The following is a 17,629-nucleotide window of genomic DNA, read 5'->3' as shown; positions in this document are numbered from 1 at the left end:
ATTCAATTAAAATGTCGCGACACCGGCGATTCTTGTGCGCGAATTATTACCGCATATGACGCGAGGAGGCCAATTTATTTTTATGGGCTCGCAAGCAGGGAAGGTCGCGACGCCGAAAGCGAGTATGTATGCAGCGACAAAACATGCATTAATCGGTTATACGAATGCGCTTCGCATGGAGCTGGCAGCACAAAAAATTGCAGTATCAGTTATCCATCCGGGACCGATTGATACACCATTTTTAGACCATGCAGATGCAACAAACGCATATCGAAAAGTGATGAAAAATGTATTATTAGCGCCAGAAGCGGTTGCGAAGGCGACAATTCATACAATAAAAACACGAAAACGTGAAGTGAATTTACCATGGTATATGGGGATCTCAAGCAAATTATACGCGTTATCACCAGGGCTTGTTGAAAAAATCGGCAAACCACTATTTAATAGGAAATGATTAAAAGTGATTTTTTATGCATTAAAATTGTATAAAAAATCACTTTTATGCATTTTATCTGTATAAAAATAAAAATGCTAAAAAGAAATGAACAAAAATTCTCGCTTAAATCATTGATTTACTTACTATTTAAGAACTTTTTACATAAAATGATGTTTTTCGAAAAAATTTATAAAAATACACTTGCACTTATAAAAATAGCATGCTATTATTAGTGCATAAATATTAAACGCAAACGCATAAACATACAAATAAACATTACAGCTTTGGAGGAATACATTATGACAAACACAAACAAAAAAGTAGTACTTGCCTATTCAGGCGGTTTAGATACATCCGTAGCCATCACATGGTTACAAGAACAAGGATACGAAGTAGTTGCTTGTTGCTTAGACGTTGGTGAAGGGAAAGACCTTACACACGTAAAAGAGAAAGCATTAAAAGTTGGCGCTGTTGAATCATTCGTAATCGACGCAAAAGACGAATTCGCAGATGATTTCGCATTAATGTCTCTACAAGGTCACACATGGTATGAACAAAAATATCCGCTAGTATCGGCATTATCTCGTCCGTTAATCGCTAAAAAACTAGTTGAAATCGCTGAACAAACTGGTGCTACTGCTGTTGCACATGGTTGCACAGGTAAAGGGAATGACCAAGTTCGTTTCGAAGTTGCTTTCAACGCATTAAACCCAGATTTAGAAGTATTAGCACCTGTTCGTGAATGGGGCTGGAGCCGTGAAGAAGAAATCGAATATGCGAAAGAACGTAATATTCCGATTCCAATCAACTTAGACTCTCCATTCTCAATCGACCAAAACTTATGGGGCCGTGCAAACGAATGTGGTATTTTAGAAGATCCTTGGGCAAAACCACCGAAAGATGCGTACGACTTAACAGTTGAAATCGAAGATGCGCCAGACGAAGCAGATGTTATCGAAATCGAATTCGTAGCTGGTGTACCAACAAAATTAGATGGCGTTGAGTACAAACTATCTGACATGATCTTAAAATTAAATGAACTTGCTGGTAAACATGGTGTGGGCCGTATCGACCACATTGAAAACCGTCTTGTAGGGATTAAATCTCGTGAAGTATACGAAATTCCAGGTGCACACACATTATTAATCGCACACAAAGAATTAGAAGATTTAACATTAGTAAAAGAATTAGCTCACTTCAAACCAGTTGTTGAAAAACAATTAACAGAGCTTATTTATAACGGCTTATGGTTCTCTCCATTACGTGAATCAATCCAAGCATTCATCAAAAACACACAACAATATGTAAACGGTACGGTACGTGTACGCCTATTCAAAGGTCATGCAATCGTTGAAGGACGTAAATCTCCAAACTCTTTATATGATGAAAAATTAGCAACATATACAAAAGATGATGAGTTCAACCACAACTCAGCTGTAGGTTTCATTGAATTATGGGGCCTTCCAACGAAAGTAAATGCTATCGTGAACGGTAAAAAAGTAGGTACAAACTAATGAGCGGAAAAGCATGGGGCGGTCGCTTCCAAAAATCTGCCGAAGCTTGGGTAGATGAATTTGGCGCTTCAATTGGCTTTGATCAGCAACTCGTTACAGAAGATATTGAGGGCAGTATTGCGCACGTAACGATGCTTGGTGAATGTGGTATTTTAAAAGCCGATGAAGTAGAGGCAATCAAAGGCGGCCTAGAACAATTAAAAATTAAAGCAGACAATAACGAATTAGAGTTTCAAGTGGAAAATGAAGATATCCACTTAAACCTTGAAAAAATGTTAACCGATTTAGTAGGACCTGTTGGCGGTAAACTACACACAGGACGTAGCCGTAATGACCAAGTCGCAACGGATATGCACTTATTCCTTAAAAAACGTGTTGTGGAAGTCATTGCATTAATCGAAAGCTTGCAAGATGCAATTATCGCGCAAGCAGAAGATAATGTGGAAACATTAGCGCCTGGCTATACACATTTACAACGTGCGCAGCCTATTTCGTTCGCACATCACTTAATGACCTACTTCTGGATGTTAGAGCGTGACAAACAACGCTTTACAGAATCTGTGAAACGTATCGACATCTCACCACTTGGTGCAGGGGCATTAGCTGGGACAACTTTCCCAATCGACCGTGAATTAAGTGCGAAATTATTAGGCTTCTCAACGGTATACCAAAACTCAATTGACGCGGTAAGCGATCGTGATTTCATCGTTGAATTCCTATCAAATGGCGCGTTAATGATGGCGCATTTATCACGCTTTGCAGAAGAAATCATTCTTTGGTCAACAGATGAATTCAAATTTATCGACTTAGATGATTCCTTCTCAACCGGCTCAAGCATTATGCCACAGAAGAAAAACCCGGATATGGCGGAATTAATTCGTGGTAAAGCAGGTCGTACGTACGGCAATCTAATGGGCTTACTAACAGTCCTAAAAGGCATTCCACTAGCGTACAACAAAGATATGCAAGAAGATAAAGAAGGCATGTTCGACACATTACACACAATTGTCGGCGCGCTAAAAATCTTCGAAGGTATGGTTCGTACGATGACCGTCAACAAAAACGTGCTACATACAGCCGTTCATAATGACTTCTCAAATGCGACAGAACTTGCAGACTACTTAGCTGCAAAAGGCATGCCATTCCGTGAAGCACATGAAGTGACAGGGAAACTTGTTTTCACATGTATTAAACGCGGCATCTACTTATTAGACTTAACACTTGCGGATATGAAAGAAGGCAGTGACTTAATCGAAGAAGATGTCTACGAAGTATTAGCACCAGAAGCTGCGGTAAAACGTCGTCATTCTCTTGGTGGTACAGGCTTTGATCAAGTGAAAATTCAATTAGATAAAGCAAAAGCATTACGCAAGTAGTGAACATTGGAGAACGTATCACAGAGGGGATGCCAATCCGATAAACGGAACATACATATGCTCCGAAAAAGCGAACATCCAGAGGGGTGTTCGCTTTTTTTTATGGTATTTTTTTTGTCTTTCACGTAACATAATAAGTAGCCTTGAGTCGTTCAAATAGACTTCATAGTTCGCACATAATTTTGCGCTATACTAAAAGAAAGATTGGAGGCTTTGATGTGACAGATTTAACGTATTTCTTTGCGTTTGCCGCGGGACTTCTCAGCTTTATATCACCTTGTACGTTGCCGCTTTATCCCGCCTTTTTATCCTATATAACAGGTGTTTCAACTGCACAACTTACCGCAGATGGCCTTCGACGAAAGCAAGCACTTCTACATACGATTGCCTTCCTTGTTGGGTTTTCACTTATTTTTATCGTCTTAGGTTTTAGTACATCGTTTATTCGCGTGTTATTTATTCAATATGACGAATTAATTCGGCAGCTTGGCGGCATTTTAATTGTCATTTTTGGCCTTATTGTAGCAGGTGTTTTTAAGCCAACCCTTTTAATGAAGGAACATCGCTTTCAACTAAAAAATCGTCCTACAGGCTATGCTGGCTCCGCATTAATCGGTCTTGTTTTTGCGGCAGGATGGACACCGTGTACAGGTCCGATTTTAGCGAGTATTTTTCTGCTTGGTAGCACGAATCCAACAAGCGCAGTTAGCTATATGTTGCTGTATGTGCTAGGCTTTTCAGTGCCATTTTTAGTCATGGCATTTTTCTTGCCAAAAATTCAATTGTTAAAACATCATATGCAGCGTGTTGTCACATTAGGCGGCTATGTTATGATTGTAGTTGGTATACTCATTTTCTTTGATCAATTGAGTAAATTAAATCAATTATTCACGCCGATTTTTGGCGACTTTACAGGATTTTAATTTATAAAGTAGAGGTGATATGATGACACGTATTTTAATAGTGGATGATACATTTTTTATTCGAGAAACGATTAAGCGTATGATTGATGGTGAAGATTTTACCGTCGTAGGTGAGGCAGATAACGGGGAAGATGCGGTGAACCTTTATCGCGAGCTTCAACCAGACATCGTGACGATGGATATTACGATGCCGCTAAAAAATGGCTTAGAAGCAACAAAAGAAATTTGCGATGCGTTTCCGGAGGCGAAAATCTTAATGGTAACAGCTGTTGGCCAACAGAAAAATGTGATTACCGCACTTGAAAATGGTGCCAAAGATTTTATGACAAAGCCTTTTACACAGGAGCGCCTAGTAGAAACATTAAAACGACTCGTAGAAGTATAAATGGAAAGAAGAGATTAATGTGTTAGACTTTATAAAAGAACTCCCAACACAATTTTGGGTTATTGCCTCGACCGTTTTTGTCGTCTTTATGGGTGTGAGTGCAATGCTGATGCGTGCAAAATCAGCAAAAAAGCCAGCAAGTGCTAAAAAAATAATGATTCCCCCTGTTGCGATGTCAACAGGGGCGTTAATGTATATTTTCCCGTATTTCAGATTATCTTGGGAGCATTTAGCCATCACAGTGATTATCGGTGTATTATGCTCATTGATTTTAATTAAAACATCAAAATTTGAAATAGTCGCCCAAGATATTTATTTAAAACCATCGAAAGCATTTATTTTCGTGTTAGTAGGCCTTTTAATTTTCCGTACCGTAGCGAAGATTTATTTAGGCGGTACATTCCATTTAGGCGAGCTTGGCGGCATTTTCTTTTTATTGGCCTTTTCAATGTTATTACCGTGGCGTTTAGCGATGCTCGTGCAATTTAAAAAACTTGAAAAACAATTAAAAGAAGTGTAAATGTGGAGAAACCTGTCACAACTTGTGACAGGTTTTTTTCGTTTCGTCAGAATACGCTATTTTTTTCAGTAAGTATGCTAGAATAGGTGAGACTATAGAAACAGTAAGGAAGAGTGATTACATTATGAAAAAAGGGCTTTTACTTGTAGCAACGGGTGTATTGTCGCTGTCATTAGCAGCGTGTAGTAGCAATATGACGGGGACAACAGAAGAAAAAGATGCAGCGAAACAAGCAGAGACAACCGAACAATCAGCAGCAGAAACAACGTCAAAAACATCATCAGATGCTACAATGAATAAAGTTTTTGTCATTCCGAATGTTTACTTGAATCGTGAAGGATTATCGAGTGAAATTGATCCAGCTTCTGTAGAACATACAGATGTTAGCGATGAACAAACGAAATTTACAATGAGCGAAAAAAATATGGCAGAACAAAGCGAAAAAATTAATAGTGGCATTATCGGTGCGCTAACAGCATTAGCAGAAGGCAAAACAATGGAATCGGTTAAAGGTGTCGATACCGATGATATGTATGAACATGTGAAAATTTTTGTTGACGGGGATAAATTTGATAAGCAAAAAGATCCGACTGTCTTTGGTGCTATCGCTATTTCAATTGCAACGTATCAAATTTTAGAAGGCTGGGACGAGCCAAAGAGTAAAGTTGATTTCGTCGATAACGATACCCAAAAAGTATTGGCAACAAAATCAATTCCGGATGACGTATCAAAAGAATAATCGCTTCTATACCTCCAAGTGCGAATGCGCTATGGAGGTATTTTTTATATACTTAACTAAAGGGGGAATGATATGAGAAAATGGGGATTAGTCGCGTGTCTGCTCGTACTAGCGGGGTGCAGTTCGTTTCGAGGGGATATGCACTGGAAGGTGGCAGATTTCAACTATACGAATCAGCATCAAACAAACACGAGCTTAGCATCACTTCAAGGCACACCATTTATTGCGTACTTCTTTTTTACAAATTGTACGACCGTATGTCCGCCGATGACGATGAATATGGTCAAGCTTCAAAAGGAATTAAAGGCAGCTGGCATGGAGGATTATGCGCTTGTTGGCTTTAGCGTCGATCCTACGCGTGATACGCCAGCTGTAATCACACAATACATAAATCAGTTTCCGGTAGCGGATAAATCAAAATGGCATCTTTTAACGGGCTATGATGAGGCAGCTATTACTACTTTAGCAGCGACATCCTTTAAAACGATTGTGAAGCCTGAGGGAGGGAGCTCACAGATGATGCATGCGACAAATTTTTATTTAGTTGACCAACAGGGCTTTGTTCGAAAATCCTATGATGGTTATGGTCAAGTACCTGTCAGTGAAATCCTTAATGATTTAGCACATATACAGCCAAAATAAAAAAGAAACTGGGACAAATTACGTCATTTTCCTTTTTCGCGTTCATAACGAAAAACCGGAGCCGCACCACAGCGCGATTCCGGTTTTTCTTATGCTTACAAACTTATTTATGTTCGTTTTGTTGACGTAATAATTCACGAATATCTTTAAGTACATCTTCTTGTGTTTCAGCTGCTGCTTCTTCAACAACTTCATTTTGACGACGCATTTTATTTCCAAGCGACATAACAATTTTAATAAATAAGAAGATAGAAAATGCAATAATCACGAAGTCAATGACACTTTGGATAAACGCACCGTATTTAATGCTTTTGTAAGCTAAGTCTGAAACGTCCACTTTACCAATTAATAAAGTAACGATTGGCATGATGATGTTTTCTACTAAAGAAGTAACGATTTTACCGAATGCTGCCCCGATGATAACACCGACTGCAAGGTCTAATACATTACCTTTTAACGCGAACTCTTTAAATTCTTTCCACATACTTGAGTACACCTCCTTTATAACGAAATAATTATATGAGTTAACAAATTGTATGATACCTAAAAAATGGGTCTATGACAAATATTTTTATAATAAATTGGTTAAAATAAGGAAAAAGATACAAAATTAATGTACCATAACGAAGGAGGTGTCGAGTTTGAACTATGTTTTTCTTGCCATTTTATTGGCAACTGCACTTGCTGCAATTGAAGGGACCATTGTAGCAACGGCAATTCCAAGCATCACCGCTGACCTAAATGGTGTCGAATTAATTAGCTGGATTTATTCTGCTTATTTATTAACATCGGCGATTGCAGCGATTTTATTTGGGAAATTGGCCGATTTATTCGGTCGTAAAAAAATGATTATAATTGGGATTACCTTATTTGCGGTAGGATCCTTGTTATGTGGGGTATCACAAAGTATGGTGATGCTCATTATATGCCGTGCCATTCAAGGGGTTGGCGCTGGTTCAATTTTGCCGATTACGCTGACAATGGTCAGTGAATTATTTGAAACAGAAAAAGCCCGTGCACGAGGCCAAAGCTATATTAGTATGGTATGGGGCGTTGCAGGTGTTGTTGGTCCATTAATTGGTGGCTTTTTAATTGATAGCTTATCATGGCATTATATTTTCTTATTAAATGTACCGTTTGCAATTGGTTCTATTTATTTTATTGCGCGTTATTATGAGGAACAGCTTGTTGTGACGAAGCATAAAATTGATTATATGGGTGCTGTCTTATTCGCGGTAGCCATTTTATGCTTAATGTACGCGATTATTACGGGGAGTAATAGTGGGGAATGGTGGACGACGACGCAAATTGTTTGCTATAGCATCGTATTCATCTGTCTAGCTGCTTTTATTGCAGTAGAGCTGCGTGTAAGTGAACCGCTAATTCCGTTACAACTCTTTAAAAATCGTCGCCTAATGACGATTAATGCACTGTCATTTTGCACCATGGCCATCGTCATCGGCATGTCGGCATATGTACCACTTTATGCGCAAAATGTTCTAGGTAAGAATGCGACAGTAGCAGGCTTGATGCTAACACCATTATCCATTATGTGGACACTCGGTGCGATGGGCATCGGTGTTTTTATTGGCAAAATAGCCAATAAATATTTTATTGTCAGTGGTACGGTATTTTTAATTATCGGTACGCTAATGATGGCGCAACTAACGGCACATACATCTGCCATCTTTATTATTGGCGCAACGGCACTAACGGGCTTAGGCATGGGTTGTATTGCGCCATTACTAATTATTACGCTTCAAAAAACCGTTTCAAAAGAGCATGTTGGCTTAGCGACAGGATTAAATTCATTTACGAATACGTTTAGCCAATCACTTGGTGCGGCGATTTATGGCGTCATTTTCAATGTAGTGACCGTTACAACGGTTGCGGCTACATCTGCTAATATGTTCGCAACTGGCATTCAGGCAGTCTATGTCGGTACGCTTGTGTTTGCGGTTATCGCCTTATTACTTGCGCTAACAATTAAAAAAGAAGCTGTCACACAGTAAAAAGACAGGAATCGTGTAAGAAGCGCGATTCCTGTCTTTTTTAAATAACCGTAGCTCCTAAAGAGCCTGTGAAGTGTGCCAGTGCCCAGTCATGGCCGGCTTGATTAAAGCTTGCGACACCTTGTTCATGAATAATAATTGTAAAACCTAAGTTATACGCATCAACAGCGGTGTGTAGTACACAAATATCGGTACAAACACCGACTAAATGTAACTCATTAATACCACGCTCGCGTAGTCGTAATAATAAATCAGTACCAGCGAATGAAGAATAACGAGTTTTATCCATCCATTTCACATAACTGCGGTTCGCATAGGTTTCATAAACCGCTTGCAAATCACCGTAAAGTTTTCGTCCGTCCGTATCTCGAATATTATGTGGTGGGAACAATGCAGTTTCTGGATGATACGGGTCATTTTTTTCATGTAAATCACATGCAAACACGACATATTGCTCGTCGTTAATAAATTGTGTCGTTAATTTTGTAATATAAGATTCGAGCGCTTGCCCGGGCGCGCCACATGTTAATGCGCCGTCCGTTGCAACGAAATCATTTGTGTAATCAATGATGACTAATGCTTTATTCATCTGTATCGCCTCCTGTCTTTACTGTACGCAAGTTATCGAAAAATGTCTACTTGAAAAAATGTCACAATTTCGACAAAAAATGTTTGCGTTTTTTATTTTCAAGGTATATGATATTTACAAATAATAATCATAAAACAGCAAAAAATGATTGTTATGAAGAGAAAGGTGGAGAATCGTATGTACGAAATGTCAAATAAAAAATATAACACAATTGGATTTGTAGTAGCAGGCTTGCATTTATTCGTCATGTTAAATTTGGCATTAGACTTAACGCTGATTCCGGGTGTTAATGTGTAATAGGTGGTGCAACCAAATAGTCATCCTCTCCTAAGAGCATCTTTATGCTTTGATTAGTGAGAGGATTTTTTTATGGAGGAGAAGACAATGAAAAAAATGCCAGCAGTTTTTCAAACATTTGAGCATCCTTATGCGTGGCTTGATTTAGATGCGCTAGATGCGAATATTCGTACGATGATTGCAGGAAGCGGTGACAAAGACATTCGCATCGCTACAAAATCGATTCGCTCAACAGATGTTCTACGCTATATTGAGCGTGCTGTCGACCAGCGTTTTGCAGGGTGGATGACATTTACAGCAGCCGAAACCGCTTATTTATGCGAACAAGGATTTGATCACTTTTTATTAGGCTATCCGACGCTTGAGGAAAAGAGTGTGCGCCAGTTAATGCGCTGGATTCATCAGGGGAAAGATATTACGTTTATGGTCGATGCAGTCGAACAGGTGGATTTTTTAAAGCGCCTAGCAGAGGAAGAAGATGTTGCCGCTGCGCTTTGTATGGATTTAAATGTGTCCCAGCAATATCCATCACTTTATTTTGGAACGCGACGGTCAGCACTAACGAATGCGAAGGATACGGCGCGCTTTATCGACGCCATTTTGCCCAGTCCATATATTTATGTTGTCGGCTTGATGGGCTATGATGCACAAATTGCTGGTGTAGGTGATCGTCCAGCGAATAAAGCGACTGGCACCGTTATTCGTCGCCTACAGCAGCGTGCTAAAAAAGAGGTGCAAAAGCGTCGTCAAAAGGTCGTTCGTTATATCGAAAAAAACAAGGACCGCTGCGCTTTGTAAATGGTGGTGGAACGGGGAGTATGGCGTATACCGCAACCTGTCCCGAAGTGAGCGAGGTAACAATTGGTTCCGGTTTATACCGGCCAGGACTCTTTGATTATTATGACGATATGCCGTTTGAAGTCGCAGCGGGCTATGCGATACGTGCAACAAGGAGGCCGTCACAAACAACGATTGTGGCGCATGGGGGCGGCTATATCGCAAGTGGCGCGACAGGCAGTGATAAAATGCCCGTGCTCGCTGATGACGAGTTAGCTTTTTATGCAACAGAAGGGGCGGGGGAAGTGCAAACACCGTTAGCAATGCCGAAAAATAAATATGCCATTGGGGATTCCATCGTGCTACGCCATGCGAAAGCAGGCGAGCTATGCGAGCGTTTCCAAGTATTACATGGCTATCGTCATAATACGTATATTGGGCCGATGACAACCTATAGGGGGGAAGGACAATGTTTTCTATAGAAGAAAGATGGTCAAACTGGGCAGGGACATTTACAACACCGAAGGCAATGATTTATGAGCCTGCTTCTATTGAAGAAGTAAGTTTACTTATAAAGCAAGTCACACAGAAGCAGCAAACAATTCGTGCAATGGGGGCTCGCCATTCCTTTAGCGGTGTCGCAAAACCCGATGACGTAGGGGTGAGCTTAACACGTATGCGGGGTCTTATTCAGCTAGATAAGCTGAAGCAGGAGGCGACGTTTTGGGCAGGCACGCATTTATATGAAATCGGACCGCTCTTAGAGGAGTATGGCTATGGACTTGCGAATATGGGCGATATTGATGTGCAATCCCTCGCTGGAGCCACAAGTACAGGGACACATGGTACAGGGATTACGCTTGGCTCTTTATCGAGTCAGGTGACACGCTGGGGGCTTGTGGATGGCGAAGGAAATTACCGAGAAGTGACGCGTGAAGATCCGTTAGCACAGTCGCTACATATTGGGCTCGGTCTGTTTGGCATTGTCGTACAGATTACGATAAAGGTTGTGCCTGTATATGGTTTAGCCTATGAGTCGTCGCGTATAACGGTGCAGGATACGCTAGCGCAGTTTCAATCGATTATCGAAACGAATCGTCACGCCGAATGGTATTACTTCCCAGGACAGTCGCAGATGCAATTAAAAGTGATGAATGCAGTTCCGTATGAGCAGTTAGAGCGTCAGCCAACAAAACCTTTCGACAATTTTATCGAAAATCAAGTGTTACAAGGTATGTCGTCCCTTTGTAAGCGCATGCCACAAACAACTAGCCTCGTGAGTAAGATTTCGGCGAAGGCCGTACCGATTGGGGCAAGACAGGATATTAGCTATCGCATATTCGCCTCGCCAAGACAAGTGAAGTTTGCAGAATGTGAGTATGCGATGCCATTACACTATTTCGAAGCATTTCTTGAAGAGCTTCATTTTACGATGTCGCGGGAGCTTTTTCATGTGCATTTTCCGATTGAATGCCGCACACAAAAAGGTGAAGCGGGCATTTTAAGTCCCACACAGCAGCAAGATAGTGCTTTTTTTGCGTTCCATATGTATAAAGGGATGCCGTATAAGCGCTATTTTCGCTATATGGACCATCTTTTACAAAAATACGGAGGACGCGCGCATTTTGGGAAGATGAATCGTTACACGCAATGTGAGCTTAAAAAGCAGTATAGCGATATTGATATATTTCTAACACACCAACAGCAATGCGACCCTAACAGCGTTTTTATGACTGAATATATGAGAAAAATTCTCATTTAGCTAAAAATGACCTACGCGATATATTGCATGAAAAATTTTTAAAAATTTTTCGAAAAATTCAAAAATGAGCAGAAAAGCGTAATTATGCGTTTGTAAACGCTTTAATGTACAGAATAATTTTTTTAATTGTCTGATAATTCTAAATAGACTGTTGACTTCATAGAGTATACATACTATGATAACAACAATTTAATAAACGTATTTGAAACGAGGTACAATCAAACGTTTATAGATTTTATAAGAAGTAGCAGCCGTCAAGTAACGTTGATGCAACTGATACGCTTCTTACTTAGATATAGAAGAGGTGTCGTGAATGCGTAGTGATATGATTAAAAAGGGTGTCGATCGTGCACCTCACCGAAGCTTACTTTATGCGGCTGGTGTTAAAACAAAAGATTTAGACAAACCGTTTATCGGAATTTGTAATTCGTATATTGATATTATTCCCGGACATGTCCATTTACAGGAGTTCGGTAAAGTAGTAAAACAAGCTATTATTGATGCAGGTGGGATTCCATTTGAGTTCAATACAATCGGTGTAGATGATGGGATTGCGATGGGGCATATTGGTATGCGCTACTCATTACCATCACGTGAGTTAATCGCCGATAGTGCAGAAACAGTCATTAACGCACACTGGTTTGACGGTGTGTTCTACATTCCAAACTGTGACAAAATCACACCAGGGATGTTGATGGCGGCTGTTCGTACAAATGTTCCGTCTATCTTTGTAACAGGGGGCCCAATGGAGCCTGGTGTTTCATCAAAAGGCGAACCATTATCCCTTACTTCGGTATTCGAAGGTGTCGGTGCTTATAAAAGTGGCCGCATGAGTGAATCAGAATTACTTGATATCGAGCAAAATGCCTGTCCAACATGTGGTTCTTGCTCAGGGATGTTCACAGCGAACTCAATGAACTCCTTAATGGAAATGGTCGGTTTAACCGTACCGGGGAATGCGACAATTGTTGCAACATCCGATAAGCGTCATGAGTTGATTAAGCAAGCAGCACGTAACTTAGTTGATATGATTAAAAATGATGTGAAGCCGCGCGATATCGTGACGAAAGAAGCGATTGATGATGCCTTCGCCTTAGATATGGCAATGGGTGGCTCAACAAATACAGTGCTTCATACATTAGCACTCGCACATGAGGCAGAAATTGATTACGACATCAATGACATAAATACAGTAGCAGAGCGCGTACCGTATTTAGCGAAAATCATGCCAGCATCGAATTACTCGATGCATGATATTCACTTGTCAGGTGGTATCTCAGCAATCATTAATGAATTAACAAAAATTCCAGGCGCGATTCATCCCGATCGTATTACCGTTACAGGTAAAACAATTCGTGAAAATGTCGCGAACAATGAAATTACAAATACAGATGTGATTCGTACGAAGGATAACCCATATAGTAAGGTTGGCGGCTTATCGATTTTATTCGGTAATATCGCACCAAACGGCGGCGTTATTAAAGTCGGAGCAGTTGATCCATCGATTCAAACATTCCGCGGTGAAGCGATTTGCTTTGACTCACAAGATGCGGCACAAGAAGCGATTGATAATGGTACTGTGCAAGCAGGACATGTTGTTGTCATTCGCTATGAAGGTCCTAAAGGTGGCCCTGGTATGCCAGAGATGCTTGCACCAACGTCTGCTATTCAAGGGCGTGGGCTAGGCAAGGAAGTCGCATTAATTACAGATGGTCGCTTCAGTGGCGCATCTCGCGGGATTTCAATTGGTCATATTTCACCAGAAGCTGCAGAGGGCGGTCCAATCGCTCTAATCAATGACGGTGATATCATTACAATTGATTTACCAGCGCGTACGATTAATGTTGAAGTCGCGGAAGAGGAATTAGCAAAACGCGCAGAAACATTACCAGTATTTGAGCCAAAAATCAAAAAAGGTTGGTTAGCACGTTACTCAAGTTTAGTAACATCTGCATCAACTGGCGGTACGATGAAGTTTTAATTAAAAAATTCTAAAAATTCAATATTTAAAGCGTTGAAGAGGTAAAAGGAAATAGATATGGACTTTCCAGAGAGCTGATGGCCGGTGTGAATCAGTAGCCAGCTATTTCTGACATCCCCTCGGAGTGAATGACTAAACGCCTCATGCTACTAGGTCGTTCCGGGTGCTCGCACTCGTTATTAAAAGAATAGATTCGTCTATTCATAAGGCTATAAAGGTGACTTTATAGCGAAGCAGGGTGGTACCATGAAAGTTTTTTCATCCCTACGCAAAGAGGAGCAATGTATTTTTGCGTGGCATGAGAAAACTTTTTTTCGTGAATAATTAACTGAATAGGGAGGAGCCATACGAATGAGCGCAGAACTTGAACTAGCAAATCATCCAACACAGGCACAAGAGCAAGAAACGAAGACAAAACCGAAAACAGGTGCAGAAGTATTTATTGAAGCACTGAAAGATCAAGATGTTGATATTATTTTCGGTTACCCAGGTGGTGCAGTCTTACCATTATATGACGCATTATACCGCAACCCAATCAAACACATTTTAGCACGCCACGAGCAAGGCGCAATCCATGCAGCGGAGGGCTATGCACGTGTGACAGGGAGACCGGGTGTCGTCATTGCTACATCAGGGCCAGGAGCGACAAACCTAGTTACAGGTATTACGGATGCGATGATGGATTCCCTTCCATTAGTAGTATTCACTGGTCAAGTAGCCACAACGGTCGTTGGAACGGATGCATTCCAAGAAGCAGATATCGTAGGAATCACACAGCCAATTACAAAGCATAATTATCAAATTAAAGATGTACAAGATGTACCACGCATTATTAAAGAGGCATTCCATATTGCCAATACAGGTCGTAAAGGGCCAGTTGTCGTTGACTTCCCAAAAAATATTGCCAATGCCATCTTTGATAGCGAGGCGTATGTCGATGAGCCAATCAACTTACCAGGCTATCAACCAACATTACGTCCCAATTACTTGCAAATCAAAAAAGCGGTAGAGCTATTAAAAACCGCAAAAAAACCAATTATTCTTGCAGGTGCTGGCGTACTCGCAGCCGATGCTAAACAAGAATTCAATGAATTTATCGAGCGTCATAACTTCCCAGTCGTAAATACATTATTAGGCTTGGGGACAATCGATAATGATCATGCAAACTTCTACGGTATGGCAGGGATGCATGGTACGTACGCATCGAATATGGGGATTTCAGAAGCCGATGTTCTACTAAATATCGGTGCCCGCTTCGATGACCGTCTAACAGGGAATTTATCAAAATTCGCACCAAATGCTACTGTGATTCACATCGACGTGGACCCAGCAGAAATCGGCAAAAATGTACCGACAGATGTGCCAATCGTATCCGACGCGAAAGAAGCATTAAAAGCGTTATTAAAACAAGATTTTGATACAGCAGATTTCTCTGAATGGACAACGCAACTAAATGACTGGCGTACACAATATCCGTATTGGTACGAGGAAGATGAACAAGGCGTACTGTTACCACAGCAAGTACTAGCAGCAGTCAATGAGTTAACGAATGGGGAAGCAATTGTGACAACGGATGTTGGGCAACATCAAATGTTCGCCGCACAGTATTTCTCATTCAAAAAAGATCATCGCTGGGTAACATCCGGTGGACTTGGTACGATGGGATTCGGTTTCCCAGCTGCCATCGGAGCGCAATTCGCCTTCCCTGATGAGCAAGTTATCGCAGTTGTTGGCGACGCAGGGTTCCAAATGACGCTACAAGAGCTAGGGTTATTACAGGAATTTAATTTACCAGTAAAAGTCATCATGCTAAACAATGCCTGTCTAGGTATGGTAAGACAGTGGCAACAATCATTCTACGATGAACGTTACTCATCGTCATTAATGCCGGTACAACCAGACTTCTTAAAGCTAGCAGAGGCATATGATGTAAAGGGCTTTATCATCGATGATCCAGCAACAGCGAAAGCGCAACTACAAGAGGCCTTAGATTACGACGGTCCAGTATTAGTTGACTGCCGCGTAAAACAACTAGAGCTTGTAACACCAATGGTTGCACCAGGTGCAGGGCTAGCTGAGATGATTGGAGTGGAAAAAGAATGAAACGTATCATTACGGTAACAGTAATTAATCAAAGTGGGGTACTTAACCGCGTAACCGGGCTATTGATGAAGCGTCAATTTAATATTGAGAGCATCACAGTAGGCCACACTGAACAGCCGGGAATTTCAAAAATGACATTCATCGTTAATGTAGAAGATGAAGGCAAAATTGAACAACTCGTTAAACAATTATCGAAACAAATCGATGTGATTAAAGTAAATGACATCACAGATAAATCAACGGTTATTCGCGAGTTAGCGTTAATCAAAGTCGTAGCGCCACCGAATTTACGCGGTGAAATTAACTCCATCGTTGACCCATTCCGTGGGCAAGTAATCGATATTGGTAAAAATGTCGTAACGTATCAAGTAGTCGGCTCACCAGAGAAAATCGATGCGTTCATCGAGCTTGTGAAGCCATATGGCATTAAAGAATTAACACGTACTGGTGTTACAGCGTTCGTTCGTGATTCGCAACTTCAGCAGAAGACACAACTATCGCTTTTACAATAAACTAACATACTAAAAAAATGACATTCATTAGGGGGAAAAGCATTATGGCACAAATGTATTACAATCAGGACATCAACGAGAAAGTATTAGAAGGGAAAAAAATCGCAGTAATCGGTTACGGTTCACAAGGTCATGCACACGCACTTAACCTAAAAGAATCTGGTTTTGATGTACGCATCGGTATCCGTCCAGGGAACTCTGCAGATCGCGCGAAAAATGATGGCTTAGACGTAAAATCAGTAGCAGAAGCTGCACAAGAAGCAGATGTAATCATGGTTCTTCTTCCAGACGAAACACAAAAAGCAGTATACGAAGCGGAAATCGCACCAGGTTTAGTAGCTGGTAACGCTTTAGTATTCGCTCACGGTTTCAACATCCACTTCGAACAAATCGTAGCACCTGCTGATGTGGACGTATTCCTCATCGCACCAAAAGGACCAGGACATTTAGTTCGTCGTACATACCAAGCAGGCGCTGGTGTACCAGGATTAATCGCTGTCTATCAAGATGCCACTGGCCAAGCAAAAGATTTAGCCCTTGCTTACTCTAAAGGAATTGGCGCAGCTCGTGCAGGCGTTCTTGAAACAACGTTCAAAGAAGAAACAGAAACAGATTTATTCGGTGAACAAGCGGTACTTTGCGGTGGCGCAGTTGAGCTAGTAAAAGCGGGCTTTGAAACATTAGTAGAAGCAGGTTACCAACCAGAAATCGCTTACTTCGAATGTTTCCACGAATTAAAATTAATCGTTGACCTAATGTACGAAGGCGGTATCGAAAACATGAACTATTCAGTATCTGATACAGCTGAGTGGGGCGAATACGTTTCAGGTCCACGCGTTGTAACAGCTGAATCAAAAGCAGCAATGAAAGACGTATTAACAGACATCCAAAACGGTACATTTGCTCGCGAATGGATTCAAGAAAACGAAACAAATCGTCCACAATACACTGCGAAAAAACAAGCAGTTAAAGATCACCAAATCGAACAAGTTGGCGCTAAATTACGTGAAATGATGCCATTCGTAGGTCAAAAAGCTTCTGCTGAAGTAGTAGGTAAATAA

17 protein-coding genes, 1 pseudogene and 1 other annotated feature are annotated in these 17,629 nt (G+C 40.9%); of the genes and pseudogenes, 16 read left to right on the top strand and 2 right to left on the bottom strand.

What is annotated here, in order from left to right; translation table 11 throughout:
- Positions 1-22: 22 nt before the first annotated feature.
- From KTHG_RS06025 to KTHG_RS05990, 8 genes and pseudogenes are all read left to right on the top strand, one after another.
- Positions 23-454, top strand: a pseudogene (locus tag KTHG_RS06025) (SDR family NAD(P)-dependent oxidoreductase); the annotation flags it as partial.
- A 281-nt stretch (positions 455-735) separates the two neighbouring features.
- Positions 736-1,950, top strand: a complete 1,215-nt coding sequence (locus KTHG_RS06020) for an argininosuccinate synthase (protein WP_139992195.1) — start codon at positions 736-738, stop codon at positions 1,948-1,950.
- Positions 1,950-3,326 carry an argininosuccinate lyase gene (argH, locus tag KTHG_RS06015; protein WP_126990140.1) on the top strand — a complete coding sequence of 459 codons (1,377 nt, stop codon included), beginning with the start codon at positions 1,950-1,952 and terminating at the stop codon, positions 3,324-3,326. The genes KTHG_RS06020 and argH overlap by 1 nt, the downstream gene beginning before the upstream one ends.
- 218 nt (positions 3,327-3,544) lie before the next feature.
- Positions 3,545-4,249 (top strand): cytochrome c biogenesis CcdA family protein, encoded by a 705-nt coding sequence (locus KTHG_RS06010; RefSeq protein WP_139992193.1) that lies wholly within the window; start codon positions 3,545-3,547, stop codon positions 4,247-4,249.
- A 19-nt stretch (positions 4,250-4,268) separates the two neighbouring features.
- Positions 4,269-4,634: a response regulator gene (locus KTHG_RS06005; RefSeq protein ID WP_370362748.1), complete on the top strand. Its 366-nt coding sequence runs from the start codon at positions 4,269-4,271 to the stop codon at positions 4,632-4,634.
- Positions 4,635-4,653: 19 nt separating this feature from the next.
- The gene (locus KTHG_RS06000) at positions 4,654-5,154 is read left to right on the top strand and encodes a CcdC family protein (protein ID WP_139992189.1); all 501 of its coding nucleotides are present in this window, start codon (positions 4,654-4,656) and stop codon (positions 5,152-5,154) included.
- A 124-nt stretch (positions 5,155-5,278) separates the two neighbouring features.
- Positions 5,279-5,893, top strand: coding sequence for a hypothetical protein (locus KTHG_RS05995; RefSeq protein WP_126990136.1), 615 nt, complete (start codon positions 5,279-5,281; stop codon positions 5,891-5,893).
- 72 nt (positions 5,894-5,965) lie between these two features.
- The gene (locus KTHG_RS05990; RefSeq protein ID WP_139992187.1) at positions 5,966-6,535 is read left to right on the top strand and encodes an SCO family protein; all 570 of its coding nucleotides are present in this window, start codon (positions 5,966-5,968) and stop codon (positions 6,533-6,535) included.
- Positions 6,536-6,638: 103 nt separating this feature from the next.
- Here the strand turns inward: KTHG_RS05990 and mscL are convergent, their stop codons facing one another.
- Entirely contained in the window at positions 6,639-7,019 is a 381-nt protein-coding gene (gene mscL, locus KTHG_RS05985; RefSeq protein WP_139992185.1) for a large conductance mechanosensitive channel protein MscL, read from the bottom strand.
- Between the two features lie 148 nt (positions 7,020-7,167).
- On the opposite strand from mscL, the gene KTHG_RS05980 reads away from it, so the two are divergent.
- Positions 7,168-8,547, top strand: coding sequence for an MDR family MFS transporter (locus KTHG_RS05980; protein ID WP_370362747.1), 1,380 nt, complete (start codon positions 7,168-7,170; stop codon positions 8,545-8,547).
- 40 nt (positions 8,548-8,587) lie between these two features.
- Here the strand turns inward: KTHG_RS05980 and KTHG_RS05975 are convergent, their stop codons facing one another.
- A complete protein-coding gene (locus KTHG_RS05975; RefSeq protein WP_139992181.1) occupies positions 8,588-9,136 on the bottom strand; it encodes a cysteine hydrolase family protein in 549 nt (182 codons plus the stop codon).
- Positions 9,137-9,520: 384 nt separating this feature from the next.
- Between KTHG_RS05975 and KTHG_RS21775 the strand changes: the two genes are divergently transcribed.
- The 7 genes from KTHG_RS21775 to ilvC all read left to right on the top strand — a co-directional run bounded on the left by KTHG_RS21775 (position 9,521) and on the right by ilvC (position 17,629).
- Complete coding sequence (locus KTHG_RS21775) at positions 9,521-10,231, top strand: alanine racemase (protein ID WP_255512395.1); 711 nt, start codon at positions 9,521-9,523, stop codon at positions 10,229-10,231.
- Positions 10,232-10,251: 20 nt separating this feature from the next.
- Positions 10,252-10,692, top strand: coding sequence for a type III PLP-dependent enzyme domain-containing protein (locus tag KTHG_RS21770; RefSeq protein ID WP_255512394.1), 441 nt, complete (start codon positions 10,252-10,254; stop codon positions 10,690-10,692).
- On the top strand, positions 10,680-11,972 hold the full coding sequence (locus tag KTHG_RS05965) for a D-arabinono-1,4-lactone oxidase (protein WP_139992179.1): 1,293 nt from the start codon (positions 10,680-10,682) through the stop codon (positions 11,970-11,972). Before KTHG_RS21770 ends, KTHG_RS05965 begins: the two co-directional genes overlap by 13 nt.
- Positions 11,973-12,285: 313 nt before the next feature.
- On the top strand, positions 12,286-13,953 hold the full coding sequence (ilvD, locus tag KTHG_RS05960; protein WP_139992177.1) for a dihydroxy-acid dehydratase: 1,668 nt from the start codon (positions 12,286-12,288) through the stop codon (positions 13,951-13,953).
- 24 nt (positions 13,954-13,977) lie between these two features.
- Positions 13,978-14,222: a binding site (T-box leader), on the top strand.
- An 82-nt stretch (positions 14,223-14,304) separates the two neighbouring features.
- The gene (gene ilvB / locus KTHG_RS05955; protein ID WP_126990128.1) at positions 14,305-16,056 is read left to right on the top strand and encodes a biosynthetic-type acetolactate synthase large subunit; all 1,752 of its coding nucleotides are present in this window, start codon (positions 14,305-14,307) and stop codon (positions 16,054-16,056) included.
- Positions 16,053-16,568, top strand: coding sequence for an acetolactate synthase small subunit (gene ilvN, locus KTHG_RS05950; protein ID WP_126990127.1), 516 nt, complete (start codon positions 16,053-16,055; stop codon positions 16,566-16,568). Before ilvB ends, ilvN begins: the two co-directional genes overlap by 4 nt.
- Positions 16,569-16,612: 44 nt before the next feature.
- The gene (gene ilvC / locus KTHG_RS05945) at positions 16,613-17,629 is read left to right on the top strand and encodes a ketol-acid reductoisomerase (protein WP_126990126.1); all 1,017 of its coding nucleotides are present in this window, start codon (positions 16,613-16,615) and stop codon (positions 17,627-17,629) included.

The sequence above is a fragment of the Kurthia sp. Dielmo genome (assembly GCF_000307285.2).
GTDB lineage: Bacteria > Bacillota > Bacilli > Bacillales_A > Planococcaceae > Kurthia > Kurthia populi.
Note: the sequence above shows the minus strand (reverse complement) of the source record. Positions and strands in the feature narration are given on the sequence as shown.

Excerpts from the sequence above, each read along its gene's own strand:
- KTHG_RS06005 (WP_370362748.1), top strand. The coding sequence starts at position 4,269 with ATGATGACACGTATTTTAATAGTGGATGATACATTTTTTATTCGAGAA.
- argH (WP_126990140.1), top strand. The coding sequence starts at position 1,950 with ATGAGCGGAAAAGCATGGGGCGGTCGCTTCCAAAAATCTGCCGAAGCT.
- KTHG_RS05965 (WP_139992179.1), top strand. The coding sequence starts at position 10,680 with ATGTTTTCTATAGAAGAAAGATGGTCAAACTGGGCAGGGACATTTACA.
- ilvD (WP_139992177.1), top strand. The coding sequence starts at position 12,286 with ATGCGTAGTGATATGATTAAAAAGGGTGTCGATCGTGCACCTCACCGA.
- KTHG_RS21775 (WP_255512395.1), top strand. The coding sequence starts at position 9,521 with ATGAAAAAAATGCCAGCAGTTTTTCAAACATTTGAGCATCCTTATGCG.
- KTHG_RS21770 (WP_255512394.1), top strand. The coding sequence starts at position 10,252 with ATGGCGTATACCGCAACCTGTCCCGAAGTGAGCGAGGTAACAATTGGT.
- KTHG_RS05995 (WP_126990136.1), top strand. The coding sequence starts at position 5,279 with ATGAAAAAAGGGCTTTTACTTGTAGCAACGGGTGTATTGTCGCTGTCA.
- ilvN (WP_126990127.1), top strand. The coding sequence starts at position 16,053 with ATGAAACGTATCATTACGGTAACAGTAATTAATCAAAGTGGGGTACTT.
- ilvC (WP_126990126.1), top strand. The coding sequence starts at position 16,613 with ATGGCACAAATGTATTACAATCAGGACATCAACGAGAAAGTATTAGAA.
- mscL (WP_139992185.1), bottom strand. The coding sequence starts at position 7,019 with ATGTGGAAAGAATTTAAAGAGTTCGCGTTAAAAGGTAATGTATTAGAC.
- KTHG_RS05975 (WP_139992181.1), bottom strand. The coding sequence starts at position 9,136 with ATGAATAAAGCATTAGTCATCATTGATTACACAAATGATTTCGTTGCA.
- ilvB (WP_126990128.1), top strand. The coding sequence starts at position 14,305 with ATGAGCGCAGAACTTGAACTAGCAAATCATCCAACACAGGCACAAGAG.
- KTHG_RS06020 (WP_139992195.1), top strand. The coding sequence starts at position 736 with ATGACAAACACAAACAAAAAAGTAGTACTTGCCTATTCAGGCGGTTTA.
- KTHG_RS05990 (WP_139992187.1), top strand. The coding sequence starts at position 5,966 with ATGAGAAAATGGGGATTAGTCGCGTGTCTGCTCGTACTAGCGGGGTGC.